General features: G+C 74.1%; 19 protein-coding genes and 1 pseudogene. 12 read left to right on the top strand and 8 right to left on the bottom strand.

Translation table 11 applies throughout. The features are described from left to right. Positions 1-166 precede the first annotated feature (166 nt). From ACFU7Z_RS10430 to ACFU7Z_RS10400, 7 genes are all read right to left on the bottom strand, one after another. A complete protein-coding gene (locus ACFU7Z_RS10430) occupies positions 167-1369 on the bottom strand; it encodes an acyl-CoA dehydrogenase family protein (protein WP_074001622.1) in 1203 nt (400 codons plus the stop codon). A gap of 199 nt (positions 1370-1568) precedes the next feature. Next, complete coding sequence (locus tag ACFU7Z_RS10425) at positions 1569-2072, bottom strand: MaoC family dehydratase (RefSeq protein ID WP_375873287.1); 504 nt, start codon at positions 2070-2072, stop codon at positions 1569-1571. Between the two features lie 6 nt (positions 2073-2078). Then, on the bottom strand, positions 2079-3041 hold the full coding sequence (locus tag ACFU7Z_RS10420) for a CoA ester lyase (protein ID WP_049655662.1): 963 nt from the start codon (positions 3039-3041) through the stop codon (positions 2079-2081). Between the two features lie 42 nt (positions 3042-3083). After that, positions 3084-5114: a protein meaA gene (locus ACFU7Z_RS10415; RefSeq protein ID WP_049655664.1), complete on the bottom strand. Its 2031-nt coding sequence runs from the start codon at positions 5112-5114 to the stop codon at positions 3084-3086. Next, on the bottom strand, positions 5114-6451 hold the full coding sequence (gene ccrA, locus ACFU7Z_RS10410; protein ID WP_074001621.1) for a crotonyl-CoA carboxylase/reductase: 1338 nt from the start codon (positions 6449-6451) through the stop codon (positions 5114-5116). The genes ACFU7Z_RS10415 and ccrA overlap by 1 nt, the downstream gene beginning before the upstream one ends. A 371-nt stretch (positions 6452-6822) precedes the next feature. Beyond that, positions 6823-7746 (bottom strand): TetR family transcriptional regulator, encoded by a 924-nt coding sequence (locus ACFU7Z_RS10405; protein ID WP_380777216.1) that lies wholly within the window; start codon positions 7744-7746, stop codon positions 6823-6825. Positions 7747-7970: 224 nt separating this feature from the next. Beyond that, entirely contained in the window at positions 7971-9746 is a 1776-nt protein-coding gene (locus tag ACFU7Z_RS10400; protein WP_375873289.1) for a 3-hydroxyacyl-CoA dehydrogenase family protein, read from the bottom strand. Positions 9747-10298: 552 nt separating this feature from the next. On the opposite strand from ACFU7Z_RS10400, the gene ACFU7Z_RS10395 reads away from it, so the two are divergent. The 3 genes from ACFU7Z_RS10395 to ACFU7Z_RS10385 all read left to right on the top strand — a co-directional run bounded on the left by ACFU7Z_RS10395 (position 10299) and on the right by ACFU7Z_RS10385 (position 14621). Continuing rightward, complete coding sequence (locus ACFU7Z_RS10395) at positions 10299-11762, top strand: glutamine synthetase (RefSeq protein ID WP_380777215.1); 1464 nt, start codon at positions 10299-10301, stop codon at positions 11760-11762. A gap of 3 nt (positions 11763-11765) precedes the next feature. Then, positions 11766-12884 (top strand): amidohydrolase family protein, encoded by a 1119-nt coding sequence (locus ACFU7Z_RS10390; protein ID WP_380777214.1) that lies wholly within the window; start codon positions 11766-11768, stop codon positions 12882-12884. Between the two features lie 252 nt (positions 12885-13136). Further along, positions 13137-14621 carry a S8 family serine peptidase gene (locus ACFU7Z_RS10385; RefSeq protein WP_380777213.1) on the top strand — a complete coding sequence of 495 codons (1485 nt, stop codon included), beginning with the start codon at positions 13137-13139 and terminating at the stop codon, positions 14619-14621. A 114-nt stretch (positions 14622-14735) separates the two neighbouring features. Here ACFU7Z_RS10385 and ACFU7Z_RS10380 read toward each other — a convergent pair whose 3' ends face one another. Next, a complete protein-coding gene (locus ACFU7Z_RS10380) occupies positions 14736-15635 on the bottom strand; it encodes a HipA family kinase (RefSeq protein WP_049659266.1) in 900 nt (299 codons plus the stop codon). A gap of 91 nt (positions 15636-15726) precedes the next feature. Here ACFU7Z_RS10380 and ACFU7Z_RS10375 point away from each other — a divergent pair, with 91 nt between their 5' ends. The 9 genes and pseudogenes from ACFU7Z_RS10375 to ACFU7Z_RS10335 all read left to right on the top strand — a co-directional run. Continuing rightward, a complete protein-coding gene (locus tag ACFU7Z_RS10375) occupies positions 15727-16167 on the top strand; it encodes an SRPBCC family protein (protein ID WP_074001617.1) in 441 nt (146 codons plus the stop codon). 225 nt (positions 16168-16392) lie between these two features. Continuing rightward, positions 16393-17547: a glycosyltransferase gene (locus tag ACFU7Z_RS10370; protein ID WP_380777212.1), complete on the top strand. Its 1155-nt coding sequence runs from the start codon at positions 16393-16395 to the stop codon at positions 17545-17547. Between the two features lie 396 nt (positions 17548-17943). Then, entirely contained in the window at positions 17944-19464 is a 1521-nt protein-coding gene (locus tag ACFU7Z_RS10365; RefSeq protein WP_380777211.1) for a sugar transferase, read from the top strand. A gap of 7 nt (positions 19465-19471) precedes the next feature. Further along, positions 19472-20818, top strand: a complete 1347-nt coding sequence (locus tag ACFU7Z_RS10360) for an O-antigen ligase family protein (RefSeq protein ID WP_380777210.1) — start codon at positions 19472-19474, stop codon at positions 20816-20818. Then, positions 20815-22551, top strand: a complete 1737-nt coding sequence (locus tag ACFU7Z_RS10355) for a lipid II flippase MurJ (RefSeq protein ID WP_074001613.1) — start codon at positions 20815-20817, stop codon at positions 22549-22551. Before ACFU7Z_RS10360 ends, ACFU7Z_RS10355 begins: the two co-directional genes overlap by 4 nt. Then, positions 22541-23392 carry a polysaccharide deacetylase family protein gene (locus ACFU7Z_RS10350; protein ID WP_380777209.1) on the top strand — a complete coding sequence of 284 codons (852 nt, stop codon included), beginning with the start codon at positions 22541-22543 and terminating at the stop codon, positions 23390-23392. The genes ACFU7Z_RS10355 and ACFU7Z_RS10350 overlap by 11 nt, the downstream gene beginning before the upstream one ends. Continuing rightward, on the top strand, positions 23389-24504 hold the full coding sequence (locus tag ACFU7Z_RS10345; protein WP_049660228.1) for a glycosyltransferase: 1116 nt from the start codon (positions 23389-23391) through the stop codon (positions 24502-24504). Before ACFU7Z_RS10350 ends, ACFU7Z_RS10345 begins: the two co-directional genes overlap by 4 nt. A 49-nt stretch (positions 24505-24553) precedes the next feature. Then, entirely contained in the window at positions 24554-25534 is a 981-nt protein-coding gene (locus tag ACFU7Z_RS10340) for a Wzz/FepE/Etk N-terminal domain-containing protein (protein WP_380777208.1), read from the top strand. After that, positions 25531-25752 (top strand): annotated as a pseudogene (locus ACFU7Z_RS10335) (hypothetical protein); the annotation flags it as partial. The gene ACFU7Z_RS10340 and the pseudogene ACFU7Z_RS10335, both read left to right, overlap by 4 nt.

Below are 25752 nucleotides of genomic sequence, written 5' to 3'. Positions count from 1 at the left end.
GCTGTACGCCCTGCGGCCGCTTCCGGCGGGCCGTGCCGGACCCAGGCGGACCAGGCCGGGCCCGTGACGGGGCACGGCCCCGCGCCGGGACGGGCCCGCACGCCCGTCGACCGGCGGTTCGAGGGGGCCGCCCGGCGACGGGGTGCGTCGGCGGGCGGCCCGGGGGTCAGTCGGCGATCCGGTACTCCTCGAGGAGCCGGCGCCCGACGATCATCTTCTGGATCTCCGCAGTACCTTCACCGATGAGCAGCATCGGGGCCTCGCGGTAGAGGCGCTCGATCTCGTACTCCTTCGAGAAGCCATAGCCGCCGTGGATGCGGAAGGCGTCCTCGACGACCTCCTTGCAGTACTCGGAGGCGAGGTACTTGGCCATGCCGGCCTCGAGGTCGTTGCGCTCGCCGCCGTCCTTCTTGCGGGCGGCCATGACCATCATCTGGTGGGCGGCCTCGACCTTGGTGGCCATCTCGGCGAGCTTGAACTGGATCGCCTGGTGCTCGGCGATCTTCTTGCCGAAGGTGGAGCGCTGCTGGGCGTAGGCGATGCCGAGCTCGAAGGCGCGGCGGGCGACGCCGCAGCCGCGGGCGGCGACGTTGACGCGGCCGACCTCGACGCCGTCCATCATCTGGTAGAAGCCGCGGCCCGGGACGCCGCCGAGGACGCGGTTCGCCGGGACGCGGACGTCCTGGAGGACCAGCTCGGTGGTGTCGACGCCCTTGTAGCCCATCTTCTCGATCTTGCCGGGCACGGTCAGGCCGGGAACCGAGGGGTTCGGGCCGAAACCGGCCTCCTTCTCGATCAGGAAGGTGGTCATGTTCTTGTACGGGCTGCTGCCGCCCTCGTCGGTCTTGCAGAGGACCGCGACCAGGGTGGAGGTGCCGCCGTTGGTGAGCCACATCTTCTGGCCGTTGAGGACGTAGAACTCGCCGTCCTTGACGCCCTTGGTGGAGATGGCCGAAACGTCGGAGCCGAGGCCCGGCTCGGACATCGAGAAGGCGCCGCGGATCTCGCCGGCCGCCATCCTCGGCAGGAAGTGGTCCTTCTGCTCCTGGGTGCCGTGGGCGTTGATCATGTGCGCCACGATGAAGTGGGTGTTCACGATGCCGGAGACCGACATCCAGCCGCGGGCGATCTCCTCGACCACCAGGGCGTAGGTGAGCAGCGACTCGCCGAGGCCGCCGTACTCCTCGGGGATGGTGAGGCCGAACAGGCCGAGCTGCTTCATCCCCTCGACGATGGCGGTCGGGTACTCGTCCTTGTGCTCCAGCTCGGTCGCGACCGGAATGATCTCCTTGTCGACGAAATCCCGCACGGTGGCGAGGATGTCCCGCTGGATCTCGGTGAGGCCGTCGGTCTGTGCGAGGCGTCCCATCGTGCGGCTCCGAAAGGTCTGAGGGTCTGCGGAAAAGTCGGGGAATCCCCGGGGGGGGGGATTGCGGGGGCCCTGCCGGCGTGGCTGCGGCAGCAGGGCCCCCGGGCCGGGTGGGGCGCGGCCGATGACGGCGGCCTGCCCGTCCGGGGTCTCTCGAGGGGCCCGCGGTGAAAAGCGGGCCCCTATAGAGGGGAGGGGCTCAGGAGAGCGGGGTCGGGCGGCCGGGCTGCTCGCCGCCGCGCTCCTCGGTGTACGTCGCGGTCGGCACCATCACCTTGCGGCGGAAGACGCAGACGACCGTGCCGTCCTGCTTGTACCCCTTGGTCTCGACGTACACGATGCCGCGGTCGTCCTTGGACTTGGACGGCCACTTGTCGAGCACGGTGGTCTCGCCGTAGATCGTGTCGCCGTGGAAGGTCGGCGCGACGTGGCGCAGCGACTCGATCTCCAGGTTGGCGATCGCCTTGCCGGAGACGTCCGGGACGGACATGCCGAGCAGCAGCGAGTAGACGTAGTTGCCCACCACGACGTTCCTGCCGAAGTCGGTCGTCTTCCCGGCGTAGTTGGTGTCCAGGTGGAGCGGGTGGTGGTTCATGGTGAGCAGGCAGAAGAGGTGGTCGTCGTACTCGGTGACCGTCTTGCCGGGCCAGTGCTTGTAGACCGCGCCGACCTCGAACTCCTCGTAGGTGCGTCCGAACTGCATGGCTGCTCAGGCCTCCGGGATCTCGAACTTGGTGGTGCGCTGCAGGCCCGCGGCCCGGCCCTTGCCGGCGACGACCAGCGCCATCTTGCGGCTGGCCTCGTCGATCATCTCGTCGCCGAGCATCGCGGAGCCCTTGGCGCCGCCCGCCTCGGAGGTGCAGTAGTCGTACGCGTCGAGGATCAGCTCGGCGTGGTCGTAGTCCTCCTGCGAGGGCGAGTAGATCTCGTTCGCGGCGGCGACCTGGTCCGGGTGGAGCACCCACTTGCCGTCGAAGCCGAGGGCGGCCGAGCGGCGGGCGACCTCGCGGTAGCCCTCCTGGTTGCGGATCTGGAGGTAGGGGCCGTCGATCGCCTGGAGGTCGTTGGCGCGGGCGGCCATCAGGATGCGCATCAGGATGTAGTGGTAGGCGTCGGCGCCGTAGCCGGGCGGCTGCTCGCCGACCACCAGCGACTTCATGTTGATGGAGGCCATGAAGTCGGCGGGGCCGAAGATGATGGTCTCCAGCCGGGGCGAGGCCTCGGCGATGGCGTCGACGTTGATCAGGCCCTTGGCGTTCTCGATCTGCGCCTCGATGCCGATCCGGCCGACCTCGAAGCCCATGGTCTTCTCGATCTGGGTGAGCAGCAGGTCGAGCGCCTTGACCTGCTCGGCGTCCTGCACCTTCGGCAGCATGATGCAGTCGAGGTTGGGGCCGGCGCCCTCGACCACGGTGATCACGTCGCGGTAGGTCCAGTGGGTGGTCCAGTCGTTGACGCGCACGACGCGGGTCTTGCCGCCCCAGTCGCCGTTGTTGAGGGCGTCGACGATGTTGTGGCGGGCGCTCTCCTTGACCAGCGGGGCGCAGGCGTCCTCCAGGTCGAGGAAGACCTGGTCGGCCGGCAGGCCCTGGGCCTTCTCCAGGAAGCGCGGGTTGCTGCCCGGTACGGCGAGGCAGGAGCGGCGCGGGCGCAGTCGGTTGACAGCAGTCATCAGAATCGAGGGTTCCTTCCCAGTGGTCAGCTGGTCAGCTGGTCAGTTCGTGGCCGCGGTCGGTGCGGACGTCCACGGCTGGAGCTTGTTGGCCAGCCGGATCTCGTCCACGATCCGGCCGATGATGGTGGTGATGCCGAAGTCCTTCGGGGTGAACACGGCGGCGACGCCGGCGGCCTTGAGGGCCTCGCCGTCCGCTGCCGGGATGATGCCACCCACGATCACCGGGACATCCTCCACCCCGGCGCGGCGCAGCCGCTTCAGGACGTCGGGCACCAGCTCGCTGTGCGCGCCGGAGAGGATGGACAGGCCCACGCAGTGGACGTCCTCCGCGACGGCGGCGGAGACGATCTGCTCCGGGGTCAGCCGGATGCCCTGGTAGACCACCTCGAACCCGGCGTCGCGGGCCCGGACGGCGATCTGCTCGGCGCCGTTGGAGTGCCCGTCCAGGCCGGGCTTGCCGACCAGCAGGCGCAGCTTGCCGGCGCCCAGCTCCGCGGCGGTCGCGGCGACCGCGGCGCGGACCTGCTCCAGCTCGCCGCCGGGCTCGGCGGCCACCGCGACGGGGGCGCCGCCGACGCCGGTGGGCGCCCGGTACTCGCCGAAGACCTCGCGCAGGGCGAAGGCCCACTCGCCGGTGGTGACGCCGGCCCGGGCGCAGGCGAGCGTGGCCGGCATCAGGTTGGCCTCGGTGGCGGCGACGGCCTTGAGCTCGGCCAGCGACGACTGGACGGCGGCCTCGTCGCGCTCGGCGCGCCAGGCCTCCAGGGCGGCGAGCACGGACTGCTCGGAGGCCGGGTCGACGACCATGATCGCGGTGTCGAGGTCGGCGGTGAGCGGGCTCGGCTCGGTGGTGTCGAAGCAGTTGACCCCGATGATCTTGTCCTCGCCGGACTCGATCCGGGCCCGGCGGGCGGCGTGCGAGGCGACCAGGTTGGACTTCAGGTAGCCGGACTCGACGGCCGGGATCACCCCGCCCATCTCCAGCACCTTGGCGATCTCCGCCTCGGCGCCGGCCAGCAGCTCCTCGGTCTTGGCCTCGATCACCTGGGAGCCGTTGAAGATGTCGCCGTACTCCAGCAGGTCCGACTCGTACGCCAGCACCTGCTGGATGCGCAGCGACCACTGCTGGTCCCAGGGCCGGGGCAGGCCGAGCGCCTCGTTCCAGGCGGGCAGCTGGACGGCCCGCGCGCGGGCGTCCTTGGAGAGGGTGACGGCCAGCATCTCCAGGACGATCCGCTGGACGTTGTTCTCCGGCTGGGCCTCGGTCAGGCCGAGCGAGTTGACCTGGACGCCGTAGCGGAAGCGGCGCTGCTTGGGGTCGGTGACGCCGTAGCGCTCCAGGGTGACCTTCTCCCACAGCCGGGCGAAGGCGCGCATCTTGCACATCTCCTCGACGAAGCGCACGCCGGCGTTCACGAAGAAGGAGATCCGGGCGACCACCTCGCCCATCCGCTCGGCCGGCACCTGGCCGGAGTCGCGCACGGCGTCGAGCACCGAGATGGCGGTGCACATCGCGTAGGCGATCTCCTGGACGGGTGTCGCCCCGGCCTCCTGCAGGTGGTAGCTGCAGATGTTGATCGGGTTCCACTTGGGGATGCTGCCGACCGTGTAGGCGATCATGTCGGTGATCAGCCGCACCGACGGGCCGGGCGGGAAGACGTGCGTCCCGCGCGACAGGTACTCCTTGACGATGTCGTTCTGGGTGGTGCCGGTGAGCGTGGCGATGTCCGCGCCCTGCTCCTCGGCGACCACCTGGTAGAGCGCCAGCAGCCACATCGCGGTGGCGTTGATCGTCATGGAGGTGTTGGTCCGTTCGAGCGGGATGCCGTCGAACAGGGTGCGCATGTCGCCGACGTGCCCGACCGGGACGCCGACCCGGCCGACCTCGCCGCGGGCGAGGACGTGGTCGGAGTCGTAGCCGGTCTGGGTCGGCAGGTCGAAGGCGACGGACAGGCCGGTCTGGCCCTTCGCCAGGTTCCGCCGGTAGAGCGCGTTGGAGTCGCTCGCGGTGGAGTGGCCGGCGTAGGTGCGCATCAGCCAGGGGCGGTCGCGCTTCCGGGGCTCGGTCATCAGATGTTCCTGAAACGGTTGATGGCGTCGAGGTGCTTGGCGCGGAACTCCGCGTCGTGCACGCCCAGGCCCTCCTCGGGGGCCAGGCAGAGCACGCCGACCTTGCCCTGGTGCCTGTTGTGGTGCACGTCCAGGGCGGCCTGGCCGGTCTCCTCCAGGGTGTAGACCTTGGAGAGGGTCGGGTGGATCTTCCCCTTGGCGATCAGGCGGTTGGCCTCGAAGGCCTCGCGGTAGTTGGCGAAGTGCGAGCCGACGATCCGCTTGAGCGACATCCACAGGTACCGGTTGTCGTACTGGTGCATGTAGCCGGAGGTGGAGGCGCAGGTGACGATGGTGCCGCCCTTGCGGGTGACGTACACCGAGGCGCCGAAGGTCTCCCGGCCCGGGTGCTCGAAGACGATGTCCACGTCCTCGCCGCCGGTGAACTCGCGGATCTTCGCGCCGAGGCGCTTCCACTCGCGCGGGTCCTGGTTGTTCTCGTCCTTCCAGAACCGGTAGCCCTCGGCGGAGCGGTCGATGATCGCCTCGGCGCCCATGGCGCGGCAGATCTCGGCCTTCTGGTCGCTGGAGACCACGCAGATCGGGGTGGCGCCGCCGGCCAGCGCGTACTGGGTGGCGTACGAGCCGAGGCCGCCGCTGGCGCCCCAGATCAGCACGTTGTCGCCCTGCTTCATGCCGGCGCCGTTGCGCGAGACCAGCTGGCGGTACGCGGTGGAGTTGACCAGGCCGGGGGAGGCGGCCTCCTCCCAGGTGAGGTGCCGGGGCTTGGGCAGCAGCTGGTTGGTCTTCACCAGGGCCAGCTGCGCCAGGCCGCCGAAGTTGGTCTCGAAGCCCCAGATGCGCTGCTCCGGGTCCATCATCGTGTCGTTGTGGCCGTCCGCGGACTCCAGCTCGACCGAGAGGCAGTGCGCGACGACCTCGTCGCCGGGCTTCCAGGCGTTGACCCCGGCGCCGGTGCGCAGCACCACGCCGGCCAGGTCGGAGCCGACCACGTGGTACGGCAGGTCGTGGCGCTTGGTCAGCGGCGACAGCCGGCCGTACCGCTCCAGGAAGCCGAAGGTGGAGACCGGCTCGAAGATCGAGCTCCAGACGGTGTTGTAGTTCACCGCGCTGGCCATGACGGCGACCAGGGCCTCGCCCGGGCCCAGCTCGGGCAGGGCGACCTCGTCGAGGTGAAGGGACTTGCGGGGGTCCTTGTCGCGGCTGGCGAGGCCCGCGAACATCTGCTCGTCGTCCTTGTGGAGCGTCACCGCCCGGTAGGACTCGGGGAGCTTGATCGCCGCGAAGTCCGCCGACGTGCTGTCGGTGCTGAGGATCGCGTCGAGGATTTCCTGCATGGCTGCCTCCGAAGGCGTACCTGTGCGAGGGTCACAGGGCGTCTGGGGGAGCCGGGAGCGGACACCGGCTTCGCTGAGGTGGGTGGTGGGCGGGTCAGACGGGGCACCCGGGGTGGACCGGGCCGTTCTGGCTCTCTGCTCCCGGGGTGTGGGAACGCCGGACGACGGCGCGCCGAGGTGGGGAGCCGCGGCGCCGCGACTGGTGAGTAACAAGGTAGTGGCACCCTGTGCCACTCGTAAAGACACCGGGTGCCAGGAATTCCAGCCGGTTCCTGGGCCGCGTGACGCGCGTTGCGCGGGCATGCGAAAGGCCCGCGCCGACATCCCGGCGCGGGCCCTCGATACCGCTCTGACCTGCGTGAATACTGGGTCTACGACTCCCGGGCGCCACTCAGCGCGGCCCGGATGCTGTCCACCACGACGTCCAGCGGAGCGTCCGTCCGGGCGACTGTGATGAGCACCTCACCTCCGGGACTGGCACTCAGTGCGCTCTCGACCCCGGCGTCCCCCGGGGTCCCGTTGGCACCCGGTGCCACCACCGATCCCCGCCTCCTGGCACCCGGGGCACTGGAGGCCCAGAAGGTCCGCCGGATCACCTCGAAGGAGTGGTCCAGCTGCGCCTCCACGTCGCCCCGGCCGCCGGCCCGCAGCCAGCGCCGCAGCACGTGGTTGTGCGCCGCGACCACCGCCGCCGCCGAGACCTCGGCCAGCATCGAGTCGTCCTCGCCGCCGCGCTGCCAGCCGGACGGGATGGACTCGCCGGTGTCGAAACGGCCCAGCAGGTAACGGGTGAACAGCCGCTCGTAGCGGGCCACCACGGCGATCTCCCGCTCGCGCAGCGCCGGGACCTGACGGATCAGCTGGTACCGCGCCACCGACACCCCCGGGGTGGAGGCGTACATCCGCAGCACCTCCTTGATGCCGCGGCAGACCACGTCCAGCGGGTGCTCCTCCGGCTCCGCGCTGGCCAGCAGGTCGGCCACCCGCACCAGGGTGTCGTCGTGGTCCGGGAAGATCGCCTCCTCCTTGGACCGGAAGTACCGGAAGAAGGTGCGCCGGGCCACCCCGGCGGCGGCCGCGATCTGGTCGACCGTGGTCTCCTCGTAGCCCTGCGAGGCGAACAGCTCCATCGCGGCCGTGGCCAGGTCCTGGCGCATCTGCTGGCGCTGCGCCGCCGCCCGGCGGCTGCCCGGCCCGCCCTCCGGCCCGGTGCCCCCGGTCGAGGGGCTGGCCCGGTCGGCGCCGCCGTGCGGCCCGGCGGGGTGCTGCGGGGAGGTTGACTGAACCCGATCCATGTCCGGAACGCTACACGGCCCGGACGGCGCGCCCGCGGCCCTTCCCCGCCGCACCGGCACCACCGGTCCGGTCACGGCCGGGCGGGGCCAGCGGGAGGTCGCCGTCCCGGGGCTCCAGGCGGGGCGGGGGGAGGCCGCGGAGCCCGGTGGCGGCGCGGCGTGCGGTCCGGCCGGGGGCGGCTCGTACGGCAGCTCGTACGGGCCGCCCCCGGCCTGCGGGGTGGTCACCGGCGCGCGTGGTCGCGGAAGCCGCGGCCGGTCTTGCGGCCCAGGCAGCCCGCCGCGACCAGGTGCTCCAGCAGCGGCGCGGCCGCCAGACCGGGCTCGCGGAACTCCTGGTGCAGCACCCGCTCGATCGTCAGCGAGACGTCCAGGCCGACCACGTCCAGCAGCTCGAACGGGCCCATCGGGTAGCCGCAGCCGAGCTTCATCGCGGTGTCGATGTCGTCCACCGTCGCGTAGTGCTCCTGGAGCATCCGCACCGCGTCGTTCAGGTAGGGGAAGAGCAGCGCGTTGACGATGAAGCCGGCCCGGTCGCCGCACTCCACCGGGTGCTTGCGGACCTTCGCGGTCAGCTCCAGCACCGTCGCGGTGACGTCCGGCGCGGTCAGCACCGTGGAGACCACCTCGACCAGCTTCATCGCCGGGGCCGGGTTGAAGAAGTGCATGCCGATCACGTCCTGCGGCCGCGAGGTGGCGGTCGCGCAGCTGATCACCGGCAGCGAGGAGGTGGTGGTGGCGAGCACCGCGCCCGGCCGGACGATCTTGTCCAGGGTGGCGAACAGCTCGCGCTTGACCGCCAGGTCCTCGGCGACCGCCTCGACCACCAGGTCCACCTCGGCCAGCTCGGTGTACTGGCCGACCGGGGTGACCAGCGCCAGCGCGGCGTCCCGCGCCTGCGCGGACAGCCGGCCCTTGGCCACCGAGCGCTCCAGCGACCTCGCCAGCTGCGCCTTGGCCGCCTCGGCCTTCTCCTGGCTGCGGGCGGCCAGCAGCACCGGGTGCCCGGCCTTGGCGAACACCTCGGCGATGCCGGTGGCCATCGTCCCGGAGCCGCAGACGCCGACGGTGCGCACCTCCCGGCCCGGCACCTTCGGCAGGGCCGGTCCGGTCGCCGCGTCCACGGCGCGGGACGAGCCCGGCGCCTCGTAGGTGTAGAAGCCGCGGCCGGTCTTGCGGCCCAGCAGCCCGGCCGCGACCAGCTGGCCGAGGATCGGGGCCGGTGCGTGCAGGCGGTCCCGGGACTGCTCGTACATCGCCTCCAGCACGGTGCGCGCGGTGTCGACGCCGATCAGGTCGAGCAGCGCCAGCGGGCCCATCGGCAGGCCGCAGCCGAGCCGCATCGCGGCGTCGATGTCCTCCCGCGAGGCGTACTTGGACTCGAACATCGCGGCGGCCTGGTTCAGGTAGGCGAACAGCAGGCCGTTCACCACGAAGCCGGCCCGGTCGCCGGCCGCCACCGGCTCCTTGCCGAGGTCGCGGGCGAAGGCGGCGGCGTCCTCGGCGGTCCGCGGGGAGGTCAGCACGGTGCGGACCACCTCGACCAGCTTCATGCCGTGCACCGGGTTGAAGAAGTGCAGGCCGAGCACCCGCTCCGGACGGGCGGTCGCGGCGGCGATCCGGGTCACCGACAGCGCGGTGGTGCCGGTGGCCAGCACGGTGCCCTCCGGGCAGATCCGGTCCAGCTCGGCGAAGACCTCCCGCTTCAGCTCCAGCTGCTCGGGGACCTCCTCGATCACCAGGTCCGCCCCGGCGGCGGCCGCGAGCTCGTGGCCGACCGAGATCCGGGCCAGCAGCCCGGTGCGCTCCTCGGCGGTGAGCCGCTCCCGGCCGACCGCGTGCGCGGTGGCCTCCTCGATCCGGGCCAGCGCCCGGGCGGCCGAGTCCTCGGTGGCCTCGATGCCGATCACCCGGCGGCCGCTCTTGGCGACGGCCACCGCGACGCCGGCACCCATCGTGCCGAGGCCGACGACGGCGACAGTGGGGAAGGGACGCTCCATCTGTCCTGTACTCCTAGTCATGAAGGGCCCGCGCGTGCTCCGGCGGGCACGCCGCCGCGCCCGTACGCCGGGGGCGGCCGCCGCCGGAGGAGGGTCCACGCGCGAGGGCTGGGGAGATGACGGGGTGTCGGCACACCAGGGCGGGGGCCGGTCCGCTCCGGCCCGATCGCGGGTGTGCCGTGGTGCTCAGGCGCTCGAAGGTGAAGGAGGCGGCCCTGATACGAGGAGGAACCCGGCCCGCCGCGGTCCGCGGCACCGGCCGGTGAAGGTGAAGGCGCACCGCGCGGGCGCCGGAGAAGCGGCGACCGCGGCCTGCCGCCGGTGCGGCTCCCGAAGCCCGGCGGTGGTGCGTGCCCGGCCACTGTAGCGAAGCTACTCGCGAGTAGGAAGAGGGCGGGACCGGAAAACCGTTCAGGGCCGCGGGCGGGCGTTCGCCGTCCCGGTGCCCGCCGACGTGCCCGCCCCGAACGGGTGAACAGGTGAACGGGGGTGCCCGCAGGACCACCCGATAGGGGAGTTACCCGACCCCGACCGGCGGGGCAGCATGACGGCATGACCACCGGAACCGCCGCCGTCGACCCCACCGCGCCCGGGCCCGCCGAGCCGCCCGTCACCGCCGAACGGCTCGCCGCCGCCGCGGTGGCGGCCGTCGCGCTGCCACCGCGCGAGGAGCGGGCCGCCCGGGCGGCGCAGGCCGTCGACCGGCTGCGCACCGAGGCCGTCGAGGCGGTGGCCGTCACCTGGGTGGACAACGCGGGCATCACCCGGGTCAAGGCCGTGCCGCTCGGCGGCCTGCTGCACGCCGCGCAGTGGGGCGTCGGCACCGCGCCCTGCTTCGACGTCTTCCTCGCCGACGACGCGATCACCACCAGCCCGATCATCGGCGGCCCCACCGGGGACCTCAGGCTCTACCCGGACCTCGACCGGATCGTCCCGCTGGCCGCCCAGCCCGGCTGGGCCTGGGCCCCGGGGGACAGGTACACCCAGGCCGGCGCCCCGCACCCCGGCTGCCAGCGGCTGTTCGCCCGCCGGGCCCGGGCCGTGGCGGCCGCGCGCGGCCTGAGCCTCAAGGCGGGCATCGAGGTCGAGTGGACGGTCGCCCTGGCCGGCGCCCCGGGGGAGGAGCCGCAGTACCCGACGCACGGCCCGGCGTACGGGATGCACCGGGTCACCGACCTCTCCGACTACCTGCGGGACGTCCTGCGCGCCCTCGGCCGGCAGGGCCTGAGCGTTCTCCAGATCCACCCCGAGTACTCCCCGGGCCAGTTCGAGGTCTCGGTCGCCCCCGAGGACCCGGTCGCCGCCGCCGACACCTCCGTCCTGGTCCGGCACACCGTCCGGGCGGTCTCCGCCCGGCACGGCCTGCGGGTCTCCTTCGCCCCGGTGGTGGAGGCCGGCGGCGTCGGCAACGGCGGGCACCTGCACGTCAGCCTCTGGCGCGACGGGCGCAACCTCGGCCACGGCGGCCCCGGCCCGCACGGCCTGACGGCCGAGGCCGAGGGCTTCCTCGCCGGGGTGCTCGACGCGCTGCCCGAACTGCTGGTGCTGGGCTGCTCCAGCCCGGCCGGGTACCTGCGGCTGGTGCCCTCGCACTGGGCGGGCGCCTACCAGTGCTGGGGCCTGGAGAACCGGGAGGCCGCGCTGCGCCTGGTGACGGGCTCCACCGGGGAGCGGTCCGCCGCCGCCAACGCCGAGGTCAAGTGCTTCGACGCGAGCGCCAACCCGTACCTGGCGGTCGGCGGGGTGATCGCGGTCGGCCTTGCCGGGCTGGAGCAACGCCGCGCGCTGCCACCGGAGTTCACCGGCGATCCGGCGGCCGCCGAGCCCGGCACGGTGCCCCGGCTGCCGGCCTCCCCGGCCGAGGCGATCGCCGCGTACGAGCGCTCGGCGGTGCTGCGCGAGGCCCTCGGCGAGCCGCTCTACCAGGCGGTGCTGGCGGTGCGCCGGGCGGAGCGGGAGCAGTACGCGGCCGTCACGCCCGAGGAGTTGGTCGCGGCCACCCGCTGGCGGTACTGAGCGGTGGCCCGGCCGGAGGGGCCCGCGCTGGTCGATCACCACTGCCACAGCGTGGTGGCGGCCGAGCTCGCCGCCGACGCCCTGGCCGGGCTGCTCACCGAGTCCGACCGCCCACCCGCGCCCGGCTGTTCGCCCTTCGACAGCGCGCTGGGCCTCGCGGTGCGGCGCTGGTGCCCGCCCGTGCTCGGCCTGCCGGCGCACGCCCCGGCCGCCGACTACCTGGCCCGGCGGCGGGAGTTGGGCGCGGCCGGGGCCACCGGGCGACTGCTGGCGGCGGCCGGGCTGGACACCTGCCTGGTGGACACCGGGCTGACCACCGCCGCGGGCCACGAGCTGCTGCCGCTGGCCGAACTCGCCGGGGCCACCGGGGCGTCGGTGCGCGAGGTGGTCTGGCTGGAGTCGGTCGCCGCGGCGGTGACGGCCGGCGCCGGGGACTGGCCGGGGGCCGTCGCGCAGGCGCTCGGGTCGGCCGCCGCCGGGGCCGTCGCGGTCAAGTCGGTGCTCGCCTACCGGCACGGGCTGGCGGCCCCCGCCGAACGCCCCGCCACCGCGGCCGTGGTGGCCGCGGCCGGCGCCCACCTGCGCGCCGGGCGGGGCCGGCTGACGGATCCGGTGCTGCTGCACCACCTGCTCTGGACGGCCGTGGACGTCTGCGCCGAGCTCGGCCTGCCGCTCCAACTCCACACCGGCTTCGGCGATCCGGACCTCACCCTGCACCGGGCCGACCCGTCGCTGCTGACGGACTTCGTGCGGGCCGCCGAGCCCAGTGGCGTCCCGCTGGTGCTGCTGCACGGCTACCCGTACCACCGGCAGGCCGCCTGGCTGGCCCAGGCCTTCCCGACGGTGTACACCGACCTCGGGCTGACGGCCTCCTACGCCGGGCCGCGGGTGGCCGCGGTGCTGGGCGAGATGCTGGAGCTGGCCCCGTTCGGAAAATTGCTGTTCTCCACCGACGCCTACGGGCTGCCCGAACTCTTTCTGGTGGGGACCTGTCAGTTCCGGTACGGACTGGGCGCGGTGCTGGCGGACTGGCAGGCCGACGGCGCCTGTTCCGCGGCCGACGCCGAGCGGGTGGCGGGCCTGGTCGCGGGCGGCAACGCGCGTCGGTTGTACGCGTTGTAGCGGCGCGATCCGCGCTGGTGGCCGAGGTTCCGAGGGGTGCGGCCGCACGTCGGCGAACCATCACTTTTTAACACTCTTGACCTCTGTTTCCCTGTTGACCCCCGAACGGTCGCATCCCGGTTTCTGGTTCAGATGTGACGATTAGATGACTACCTCTTGCGCTTATAAGCAAATATTCATTAGCGTCCCGGTCATTCCCAAGCGCACCTGCCACCGCAGCTGCCGCCTTGACGACTCGGGAGGCCAACCCTCATGCGTGTTCCTCGGATCAGCGGTACCCGGTACGCGGCAGTGGGCGTCGTGCTCGCCACTGCCGGCGCCCTCGCGCTGCCGGCCGGCACCGCCGTCGCGGCCCCCGCGGCCGACCCGACGACCGGTCCGGTGATGAGCTACGTCGTCAACACCAAGGCCAACCACGGTCAGGTGCAGAAGGTCGAGAAGGCCATCACCGGCCTCGGCGGCACGGTGGTCCAGTCGTACGAGCAGGTCGGCGTCGTGGTCGCCCGCTCGAACGACACCAAGTTCGCCGAGAAGCTGCGCCTGGCCAAGGGCGTCGACTCGGTCGGTGCCAGCCGCACCAAGGGCATCCAGGCCTCCGACCAGGGCAAGGCCGACGTCGCCGCCGAGCCGGCCGCCGCGGCCGCCCCGGGCCAGGAGCCCTACGACGCCTACCAGTGGGACATGCGTCAGATCGGTGCCGACAAGGCCCACAAGATCTCGCTCGGCAGCCGCAACGTCACCGTCGGCGTCCTGGACTCCGGCATCGACGCCACCCACGAGGACCTGGCCGCCAACGTGGACGCCTCGCAGTCGGTCTCCTGCATCGACGGCAAGACGAACACCGACTGGAAGGCCTGGCAGCCGACCACCAGCGACCACGGCACCCACGTGGCCGGCACCATCGGCGCCGCCAAGAACGGCAAGGGCATCGTCGGTGTCGCGCCGAACGTCAAGCTGGCCGCCGTCAAGGTCGTCGACGACGGCGGGTTCATCTACCCGGAGAACGCGGTCTGCGGCTTCGTCTGGGCCGGCGAGCACGGCTTCAAGGTGACCAACAACAGCTACTTCGTCGACCCGTGGATGTTCAACTGCAAGACGGACAAGGACCAGGCCGCCATCTCGGACGCCGTCCGCAAGGCCGTCGCCTTCTCGCAGCGCAAGGGCGTCCTCAACGTCGCCGCCGCCGGTAACGAGAACCTCGACCTGGCGCACAAGACCGTCGACATGGCCAGCCCGGACGACACCACCCCCGCCTCCCGCCCGGTCACCAACGACTGCCTGTCGCTGCCGACCGAGCTGCCCGGCGTCGTCGCCGTCTCCGCGGTGGGCTCCGAGGGTGTCAAGGCGTACTACTCCAGCTACGGCAAGGGCGTCGTCTCCGTCACCGCGCCCGGTGGCGACCGCCGCTTCCAGCTCCCGGACACCCCCGACAAGGACGGCCGCATCCTGTCCACCATCCCCGGTGGCAAGTACGGCTACATGCAGGGCACCTCGATGGCCACCCCGCACGTCGCCGGCGTGGTCGCGCTGCTCGCCAGCACCTTCCCGTGGGCCAGCCCGGACGAGCTGACCGAGATGCTGACCAGCCACGCCGAGTCCGTCCCGTGCCCGAAGGGCGAGTTCAACCCGGGCGGCGCCGGTGCCTGGAAGGCCACCTGCGAGGGCACCACGAACGACAACGGCTTCTACGGCGCGGGCCTGGTCAACGCCGAGAAGGCGGTCCAGTGGTGGCGCTGACGCGCTGACCGCGGACAGCACTGAACAGTAGAACCGGGGAGCGGGCCCACAGGGTCCGCTCCCCGGTCGCGTTCCCACCCGTCGGCGTTCCGGCCGCGTCGGACCCGAACCCGGCTAGCCCTCGTCGGCGTACTGCTCCCAGGCCGTCTCCACCGACGGCTTGCCGTGCAGGTCCGGTACGTCCCGCAGCCAGGCCGGCCGCCCGGCCCTGGTCCGGGCCGCCCGCCGCCGCTCCGCCTCGCGCAGCTGCTCGGGCGTGGCGAACCCCTCCGGCAGCCACTCCTCGGAGAGCACCACCCGGGCGGCGAGGTGGGCGACGTAGGCGTGCCGGACGGCGTCCACCGAGTCGAAGCCGGGCTCGCCGGCCAGCCACTCGTCCGGGACGAGCGCCGCCACCTCCTCCAGCAGCGGCACGGTGACCAGCGGCCCGAGCTCCTCGTCGGCCAGCCGGACGTCCGGGGCCGAGCCGCCGAGCGCGTGGGCGCTGAGGTCGTACCGCTTGCCGACCGAGGCCTCGGCCCCCGCCCAGCGGTGGTGGAAGATCAGCGCGGCGCCGTTGTCGATCAGCCAGAGCCGCCCGTGCCAGACCACCAGGTTGGGGTTGTGCACGGTGCGGTCGACGTTGCCGGTCAGGGCGTCCAGCCAGACCACCCGGCCGGCCTCGGCCGAGTCCACCGTGATCATCCCCGGCCGGAAGTCCCGCGCGCCGGGCAGCAGGTCCATCCCGAGGTTGACCCCGGCGCTGGCCTTGAGCATGTCCTGGATCTCGGCGTCCGGTTCGTCCGCGGCGACGGCCGGGTCGAAGTCCACCAGCCGCAGCTCCGGCACCCGCAGGCCCAGCCGCCGGGCCAGCTCACCGACGATGACCTCGGCGATCAGCGCCTTGCGGCCCTGCGCGGCCCCGGTGAACTTGACCACGTACGTGCCTAGGTCGTCGGTCTCCACCACGCCCGGAACGGAGCCGCCGGCCCGCAGCGGGTCGACGTAGCGCACAGCAGTCACCAGATCGAGCACACCGGCCACCCTATCCCGCCGCGTCGCGGGCGGGACCCTGTGATTGGCTTGCCGGACAGAGCGGTTCCCACCACATGAGGAGAGCAAGGTCATGGGACAGGTGCAGGCCACCACCGAGCGGGTCTACGACGCCGCGCCCGAGCGGGTGTACGAGGCGCTGGCCGACTACCAGGTGACCCGCCCGAAGCTGCTGCCCGCGCAGTACAGCGAGTACGAGGTGCGGGTCGGCGGCACCGGTGCCGGCACCCAGGTGCACTGGAAGCTCCAGGCCACCGAGAAGCGGGTGCGCGACTGCCTCTTCACCGTCTCCGCGCCCGAGCCCGACCAGCTGGTCGAGAAGGACGCCAACTCCAGCATGGTGATCACCTGGACCGTCTCGGCCGTCGGCGAGGGCCGCGCCAAGGTCACCGTGACCGCCACCTGGCAGGGCGCCACCGGCATCGGCGGCTTCTTCGAGCGCACCTTCGCCCCGAAGGGCCTGAACCGGATCCACGACCAGGTGCTGGCCAACCTGGCCGCCGAGGTCCGCTGAGGCCCACCGAGGTCCACGCGGGGCCGCCACGGTCCGCCGGCCCCGCGGATTCGCCAACCGCGCGATTCGCGCGCGTAGATCCATCGAACCGCTCGAATCGCCCGGGGATTCGAGCGGTTCGGTCTCCCGTACGAGCCGAAAGCCGTACGGGTGGCCGAACCGCCACCTGCGGGTGACGGGGGCCGCCCGGCACCGGTGGGCCACCCTAGGCTCGCCGCCGTGCATATGACGATCCTTCACATTTCCCAACCGGTGGACGGCGGGGTCGCCCGCGTCGTCGCCGATCTGGTCCGGGGCCAGCGGGAGGCCGGCCACCGGGTGCTGGTCGCCTGCCCGCGCGGCGGGCGGCTGGCCGCGGAGGCCGCCGCGGTGGGCGCGCTGGTCCAGGACTGGCCCGCCCGGCGCCCGCCCGGCCCGGGCACCCCCGCCGAGGCCTGGCGGCTGCGCCGGATCGTCCGGGCGGCCGCGCCCGACGTGGTCCACCTGCACAGCGCCAAGGCCGGGTTGGCCGGGCGGCTCGCGGTGCACGGCACGGTGCCGACCGTCTTCCAGCCGCACGCCTGGTCCTTCGCCGCCGTCGACGGCGCGCTGGCCGCCGCCACGCTGCGCTGGGAGCGCTTCGCCACCCGCTGGTCGCACCGGCTGCTGTGCGTCAGCGTCCAGGAGCGGGCCGACGGCGTGGCGGCCGGGCTGCACGCCGACTGGGCGGTGGTGCCCAACGGCGTGGACGTGCGCCACTACGCGCCCGCCGACCGCCGCGCCGCCAGGATCGCGCTCGGTCTGGACCTGGAGGCCCCGCTCGCGGTGTGCGTCGGGCGGCTGTGCCGGCAGAAGGGCCAGGACGTGCTGCTGTCCGCCTGGCCGGAGGTGCTGCGCCGGGTGCCGAGGGCCCGGCTGGCCCTGGTCGGCGGCGGGCCGGAGGAGCAGCGGGTCGCGGAGCTGGTCCGGCAGACCGCCGAGCCCGCCCGGATCCGGCTGGTCGGGGACGTGCCGGACCCGCGCCCGTGGCTGGCGGCGGCCGACCTGGTGGTGCTGCCCTCACGCTGGGAGGGGATGGCGCTGGCCCCGCTGGAGGCGATGGCGGCCGCCCGTCCGGTGCTGCTGACCGACGTGCCCGGCGCCCGGGAGTGCCTGCCGCCGTCCGAGCTGGCGCACGCGGTGGTCCCGCCCGAGGACGCGCGGGCCCTCGCCACCCGAATGGGGGACGCGCTGTCAGATCCGATCGAATGCGAGCGGCGCGGCGCCCGGTTGCGCGAGCACGTGGTGGGTCGGCACGACGTGCGCACCGTGGTCGAACAGGTTGACGTCCTCTACCGCCACCTGCTGGGCGCGGGACCGGCGGCGGGGCGGCGCCGGGCCCGTGTCCCAGAGCGGATCTGATCGTTTCACATGCCGTGAATGCCCGCCGTTTCCGGCGTTGTCGTATTCGCACCCTCGGCCGGATAGGGAGGCGAGGCGTCAAATCCGAAATACCTATTAATGGGCGGCTGGAATGAATCGGCAAGTCAACTTCCGGCCTGTACCGCCCGGTTCTGTATTGTCGGATTTTGCCTGCTTCGTTCGGATTTCATGTCGGGAATTCACGGCTGGGCCCCTCGCGACCGACTTCTTCGTGACCAGTTCCTTTGCGATCGGCCCCGCCGCCGGACATCCGGAAGCCGCGAGCGGCAGCAGGTGCTGTCAGGACCGCGCCCACCGGGCCGGGACGGCCGCCCCGCGCCAACCGGTGCCGGGGCACCGTCACCCCGGGCACACAGCAGGGGAGATCGTGCGCTGATGACCATTGACCACGAGAGTGTGCCGCGATCGAGCGGACCCCTGTCCGGCCCCCGCCGGCCCGGCACCGGGCTGCTCGACCGGCCGGCGGGGGCGGCGCACCTCCGGACGGTCCCGCCGCAGCACCGGTCCCGTGGGACGGTCCGCTCCCGGCTGGCCCTGTCACTCGCCCTGGTCCAGGCCGACGTCATCGCGCTGTGCTCCGCCGGCGGCATCGCCAACCGCGCCTTCGACCCGGCCGCCCCGCTCGACCCGCTGCTCGGCGTCCCCGCCGTCCTGCCCCTGCTGCTCCTGCTCAACCTGGCCGGCGGCCTCTACCGCCCCCGGCTCACCCTGTCCGTCCTGGACGAACTGCCCGCGCTGTCCGCCCGGGCCGTGGTCGCCACCGCCTTCGCCGTCACCCTGTCCGGCGGCCTCGGCGGCCACTGGCCCGACTGCGGCCCGGCCAGCCCGGCCCGGCTCACCGTCCTGCTCGGCGCCCAGCTGCTGATCGTGGCCGTCGGCCGCGCCGTCCTCTACCACCTGGTCCGGCGGATCCGCCGCAGCCGCCCCAGCCCCGTCCTGGTGCTCGGCGCCGGCCGGCTCGGCCGCCGGGTCGCCGCCGCCCTCCGCGCGCACGGCGAGTACGGGATGCGCCCGGTCGGCTTCCTCGACGCGGACCCGCCGCTGCCCGGCGACACCGACCTGCCCGTGCTCGGCGGCCGCGAGGCACTGGAGCGCGAGGTGCGCCGGCACGGCGTCCAGCACGTGATCGCCACCGCCGGCGCCGCCGACGAGGCCGAGACCGCCGCCACCCTGCGCGACGCCGCCCGGCTCGGCTGCCAGGTCTGGCTGGTGCCCGCGCTGCGCGAGTACGGCTCGCTGCCCGCCGCCCCGATCACCGGCGGCGACCACCTGTGGGGCTTCCCCTGCCTGCGGCTCGGCAGCCCGGCGATGCGCCGCCCCGGCTGGGCCGCCAAGCGCGCCCTGGACGTCACCGCCGCCGCGGTCGGCCTGCTGCTGCTCGCCCCCGTCCTGGTGCTCTGCGCCCTCGCCGTCCGCTTCGACACCGGCCCCGGCGTGCTCTTCCGCCAGCAGCGCACCGGTCTGGACGGCCGGGTCTTCACCGTCCTCAAGTTCCGCACCCTGCGCCCGAGCAACGAGCACGAGTCCGCCACCCGCTGGAACATCTCCCAGGACCACCGGATGGGCGCCGTCGGCCGGCTGCTGCGCAAGAGCTCGCTGGACGAGCTGCCCCAGCTGTGGAACGTCCTGCGCGGCGACATGAGCCTGGTCGGCCCGCGCCCCGAACGGCCGTACTTCGTCATGCGGTTCGGCCAGGCCTACCCCGAGTACGCGGACCGCCACCGCGTCCCGGTCGGCCTCACCGGCCTGGCCCAGGTCAACGGCCTGCGCGGGGACACCTCCATCGAGGACCGGGCCCGCTTCGACAACCGCTACATCGAGAGCTGGAGCCTCTGGCAGGACGTCAAGATCCTGTGCCGCACCGCGGCCCTGATGCTCCACCCGGACGGGAGCTGACCCCTTCGTGGCCCTGACCCTCCCCGCCTTCCCCCGCCCGGCCTTACGGGCGGCCCTACCCGCGCTCACCGAGCGCACCAGCCCGCTGGCCGCCGCCACCGTCCTGCTGGTCTGCGTGCCCACCGGGGAGAAGGACGTCGCCGCCGCCGTCCACGTCACCGCCGCCGACCTCGCCTCGCTGGCCCTGGTGGCCCTCACCGCGCTCAACCTGCTGCGCGGGCGGCTGCCAGCGGTCAGCCGCACCACCTGCGCGCTGTTCGGCGGGATCGTGGTCGCCGCCGCCGTCGCCACCCTCGGCTCGACCGACCCGGCCGCCAGCGTCACCGGCTTCGTCCGGCTCGCCCAGGTGTTCGTCCTGGTCCCCGCCGCCGTCCTCTGCGCCCTGCGCGACCGCACCGACCAGCGCCTGGTGCTCGGCTCCTTCGTGCTCGCCGCGCTGATCCAGGGCGTGGTCGGCGCGAAGCAGTACCTCACCCACACCGGCGCCTCCTACACCGGCCAGCCGATCCGGGCCGTCGGCACCTTCGGCGCGCTCGACATCATGGCGATGTCCAGCGTGGTCAGCTTCGGCCTGCTCGCCGCCCTCGCCCTGGCCCTCGGCGAGCGGGGATCCGGGGGAAACGCCCGGCTGCGCCGCGCGATGTTCGCCGCCGCCGCCTTCCTCGCCTTCCCGCTGGCCGTCTCCTTCAGCCGCGGCAGCTGGATCGCCACCGGCCTCGCCGCCACCGTCCTGCTGCTGCGCGTCGACGCCCGGCTGCTGGTGCGCGGAGCCGTCCTCGGCCTGGCCGCCGCGGTCGTCCTGGTCGGCGGCCTCGGCCTCGGCGGCTCCGGCGTCACCAAGCGGCTCAGCTCGATCGGCTCCGTCTCCGCCGCCCCCGACCAGTCCGTCTCCGACCGGTACGACCTGTGGTCCACCGCCGGACGGATCTGGCAGGACCACCCCGTGCACGGCGCCGGCCCCAAGGCCTTCCAGCAGCTGCGCGACAGCCACGCCCCGCTGCGGCTGTCCTCCGGCAGCGACGCCGCCGACGCCACCATCGGCTTCCAGCGCGAACCGCTGCTCTCCCCGCACAACATGTACTTCCTGGTGCTCAGCGAGCAGGGCCTGATCGGCATCACCGCCTACGCCGCGCTCTTCCTCGCCCTGCTGATCGGCTGCCTGCGCCACCGCCGCGGCCCCGGGCTCGCCGCCCTCGCCCTGCTCACCTGGGTCCTGGTCGACTTCCTGTACTCCGACATCGGTGGCACCACCACCGTGCTGACCTCCGTCGTCCTCGGGCTCGCCGCCCGCGCGGCCGCACAGCACCCCGGGCACCCCGCCGCCGGTCCGGCGACCACCGGAGCGGCCCGGTGACCACCGACCGGCCCGCCGCCGTCGCCTCCCCCCTCCCCGCCCCCCGCGGCGCCCCCGGCGGGGACCCGTCCGCCGGGCCCCACCCGGCCCCCCGGCGCGGCTTCCTCGCCAAGGCCTTCGGCATCACCGCCGTGCTCAGCGCCGCCGGCTCCGGCCTCGGCCTGCTGCGCGACCTCCTGCTGGCCCGCTACTTCGGCGCCAACCAGGGCACCGACGCCTTCCTGGTCGCCTGGACCGTCCCCGAGACCGCCGCGCCGCTGCTGATCGAGGACGCCATGTCCTTCCTCATGGTGCCCGCGTTCGCCCTCGCCCTGGTGCTGCGCGAGGAGGACCCGGACGCCCCCGACCCGGTCCGCCAACTGGTCCGCGCCACCCTGCCCTGGCTGCTGCTCGCGCTCAGCGGCCTCGCCCTGGCCGTCGCCCTGGGCGCCCCGGAACTGGTCGACCTGCTCGCCCCCGGCCTCACCGACCCCGGCCTGGCCGTCACCTGCACCCGGATCACCGCGGTCACCGTGCTGCCCTTCGGAGTGGCCGGCTACCTGGCCGCCGCGCTGCGCGCCCACCACCGCTTCACCGCCCCGGCCGGCATCTACGTCGCCTACAACCTCGGCATCCTCGCCGTCCTGCTCTGCCTCCACTCCTACCTCGGCGTGCGCTCCGCCGCCCTCGGCGTCGCGGGCGGCAGCCTGCTGATGGCCGGTCTGCTGGTCGGCCCGTTCCTGCGCCGGCTGCGCCAGGGCCCGCCCGGCACCGGCCGGGGCCGCCGCTCGCGCCGGGCCCTGGTGCTGATGCCGCTCGCCCTGCTGCCGGTGGCCGCCTTCACGCTCACCCGGCAGTCCCAGGTCTTCGTCGAGCGCTACCTCGGCTCGGCCCTGCCGCCCGGCACCATCTCGCACCTCAACTACGCCGCCAAGGTCTCCCAGCTCGCCATGACGGCGGGCCTGCTGATCTGCACCGTCACCTTCCCGCTGGTCGCCCGGGCGCTGGCCGCCGGGGACCTCACCGCCGCCCGCGACCGGGTGGAGAAGGACCTCGGCCAGGCGGCGGCCGTCGTCCTGTTCGGCACCGCCTTCCTGATGGCCTGCGCCCCCTCGGTGGTCTCGCTGCTGTTCGAGCGCGGCGCCTTCGGCCCGCACGACACCGCCGCCACCGCCGACGTCATCCGGGTGTACAGCTTCGGCCTGCCCGCCCAGGCGCTGATCGGCGTGATGGTCCGTCCGTACTTCTCGCTGCGCCCGGTGGTCCGCCGGGCCGACGACCCGGGCGCCGAGGACGGCCGCCGGCTGCTGGACTGGTACCCGGCCGCCGCGATGGTGCTCGGCCTCGGCGTCACCGTCGCCACCGGCCTGCTCGCCACGCCCCGCTTCGGCGCCCTGGGACTGGCCGCCGGAAACGCGGCCGGCATCACCGCCGCCGCCGCACTGCTGCTGCACGGCCTGGTGCTGCGCGGCATCCCGCTGCGGCTGCACCGGGTGCTCGGCGGCCACGGCCGGCTGGTGGCCGCCGCCGCCGGGGCCACCGTGCTCGGCACCGCCGCCGCCGGGCTGGCCGCCGACCCCCTGCTGTCGACCCTCCTCGGGGGCCTCACCGTGGCGCTGGCCTTCGCGGCCCTCGGCACCGGGCTCGGCGCCCGCGAGGTGCGCGGCCCGGTCCTCGCCCTCGCCCGGGCCCTGGGGCCCGTCCGGAACCCGCCAACCGCCGCCGAAGAAGGGAAGCGTCCCGATGGACAATGAACGGGGAACCGTCCGTTCGGCCCGGGCCGGCCTCCACAGCGCACCGCCGGACCGGGCACGACCGCCCAGGAGCCGCCACCCGCTCGGCGCACCGCCGGTCCCCGGCTCCGCCTCGCCGTGGATCCTGATGTACCACTCGGTGGCGGTCGAGCAGGAGGACCCCTACCGGCTCACCGTCAGCCCCGAGCGGTTCGCCGAACAGATCGGCTGGCTGTACCGGAGCGGCCGGCGCGGCGTCTCCGTCCGCGAGCTGATGCGGGCCCACGCCCTCGGCCGGGACGACAGGCTGGTCGGCCTGACCTTCGACGACGGCTACGCCGACATCGCCCGGTACGCGGTGCCGACCCTCCAGGCGTACGGCTTCACCGCCACCGCGTACGTGGTCGCCGACCTGCTCGGCCGGGACAACGGCTGGGACACCGAGGGCCCGCGCAAGCGGCTGCTCACCGTCCAGGAGGTCACCGGGCTCGCCGGCGCCGGCTGGGAGATCGGCTCGCACGGCCTCGGCCACCGGGCGCTGCCCGGCCTGCCGCCCGAGGCCCTCGCCGTCCAGGCCCGGGAGAGCCGGCGCCTGCTGGAGGAGGCCGTCGGCGGCCCGGTCACCGGGTTCTGCTACCCGTACGGCGCCGTCGACCTGCCCGCCGCCCTGGCCGTGCGCGACGCCGGGTACGACCACGCCTGCGCCATCGCGCACTCCCCGCTCACCGGCCGCTTCGCCCTGCCCCGCTGCTACGTCGGCGACCGCGACGGCGCCTGGCGGCTGCGCGCCAAGCAGGGCCGGCACCGGTTGCGGGACGCCGTCACCGGGCTGCGCCACGCCCGCCGGGAGCCCCGGCCATGAGGGTGCTGCACATCGTCACCGGCCTGGCCGCCGGCGGCGCCGAGCGCCAACTGCACCTGCTGCTGCGGCACCTGCCGGCGCACCAGCAGTGCGAGGTGCTCGCCCTGACCAACCCCGGCACGGTCGCCGAGGCGCTGCGCGCCGACGGCGTCACCGTCCACCACCTCGGCATGCGCGGCAACCGGGACCTCGGCGCGCTGCCCCGGCTGGTCCGGCTGGTCCGGGCCGGCCGCTACGACCTGGTGCACACCCACCTGTACCGGGCCCAGCTGTACGGCCGGACGGCCGCCCGGCTGGCCGGGGTGCGCGCGGTGGTCTCCACCGAGCACTCGCTGCACGCCGGGGTGATCGAGGGCCGTCCGGTCACCCGGGGCGTCAAGGGCCTCTACCTGGCGGCCGAACGGCTCGGCAGCACCACCGTCGCGGTCTCCCGCCAGGTCGCCCAGACACTGCGCTCCTGGGGCGTCCCACCGGCCCGGATCGAGCTGATCCCGAACGGCATCGACACCTCCCGCTACCGCCTCCCGCCCGCCGAACGGGCCGCCGTCCGCCGCCGGCTGCGGGCCGAGCTCGGGCTGCCGTACGGGGGCTGGGTGGTCGGCGGGGTGGGCCGGCTGGTGCCCGGCAAGCGCTTCGAGGTGCTGGTCGAGGCGCTCGCCGAGCTCGACCCGGCCACCCGGCTGGTGCTGGTCGGCGAGGGTCCGGAGCGCGCCGCGCTGGAGCGCCGGGCCGCCGAACTCGGCGTGCGGGACCGGCTGGTGCTCACCGGGGAGCGCGACGACGTCCCCGAACTGCTGGCCGCCCTGGACGTGCTGGCCGCCCCCTCCACCGCGGAGACCTTCGGCCTCGGCGTCCTGGAGGGCCTCGCGGCCGGGCTGCCGGTGCGCTACAGCGCCTGCCCGGCGCTCGACGAACTGCCGCCCAGGGCCGCCCCGCAGGCCCGCCGCGTCCCCTCCGAGCCCGCCGCCTACGCCGCCGCGCTGCGCGACCTGCGGCCGCTCAGCGGGCACACCGCCGACCCGCTGCCGCACCCCCCGGCCGTCGGCCACTACGACATCGTCCGGGTCGCCGCCGACCTGGGCGCCCTCTACGACCGGCTGGCCCGCGTCTGACCGCCCGCCACCGCCGGAACCGCCGTACCAGACCCAAGGAGCAACACCCATGACCACACCGCGCCGAAGCGCCCGCCGCCTGGTCCGCCGCTGGTGGCCGGTGGTGCTCGCGGTTCCGCTGGGCGCCGCGGTCGGCGCCGGGTACGCCGTCGCCGCGTCCCCGTCGTACGCCGCGAACGCCTACGTCCTCGTGGTCGCGCAGAACCCCGGGGAGGCCGCGATCGCGACCAACTTCGCCCAGGCGTACGGCCGGCTGGCCGGGCAGCCGCAGGTGCTCGGGGTGGCGGCCGCCGAGACCGGCCACACCCGGTCCGAGCTGGAATCCCTGGTGCACGGGACGACCTCCCCGGACGCCCCGATGATCGAGATCACCGGGACCGGGGAGCGCCCCCAGGACGCCGCCCGGACGGCCGACGCGGTGGCCCGCTCGCTGGTCGCCTTCGCCAACACCAGCAGCAAGGACACCAACGTCCGGCTGGTGACGCTCTCCCCGGCCGCCGCGCCGGACAGGCCGACCACGCCGTCCGGGAAGCTGGACGTCGCGGTCGGCGGCGCGACCGGGCTGCTGCTGGGCGCGCTGGTGATGATGACCCGCCGCCGGGGTGCCCCGGCGGCGCCGGAGGCCGTCGGGAGCCCCGCGACGCCGCAGGAGCCGCAGGTGCCGCGGGCCGCGCGGGTGCCGCAGGCCCCCGCCGCGTCCGCGCCGGTGGCCGTCCCGGCGACCCCGCGCCCGCGCCGCGAGGAGCCGGCCGGGGCCGGGACCGAGCCCAAGCCCGCCGCGGGTCCCAAGGCCGAGCCCAAGGCCGCGGTCGAGCCCAAGACCGAGCCCAAGGCCGGGACCAAGGCCGGGACCAAGAGCGTGAAGGCCCCGGTGAAGGCCCCGGAGAAGGCCGAGAAGAAGCCCGCCGGGAAGCCCGCCGCGAAGGCCGACACGCAGGCCGCCGCCGAGCCCCCGGCGGCGGAGCAGCCCCCGGCCGAGGCGCCGGCCCCGGCCACCACTGAGCAGGCCCCGGTCGGGGGCGGTCGATGAGCACCGAGACCCGCAGAGGCGGCCTGCCCGCCCAGGCGACGGCGCCGGCCTGGACCACCGAGCTGCGCTGCGAGGACGACGCCCTGGACGCCCTCGCCGAGGAGTGGGACGACCTGGCCGCCCGCTGCCGGACCGCCACCTTCTTCCAGGCCGCCGACTGGCAGCGCTCCTGGTGGCGCCACTACGGCCGTCCCGGCGGCCTGCTCGTGGTGCTGGTC

The organism is Kitasatospora sp. NPDC057518 (genome assembly GCF_042802075.1).
Taxonomy (GTDB): Bacteria; Actinomycetota; Actinomycetes; order Streptomycetales; family Streptomycetaceae; genus Kitasatospora.
This window is presented reverse-complemented; position numbering and strand designations above follow the sequence as displayed.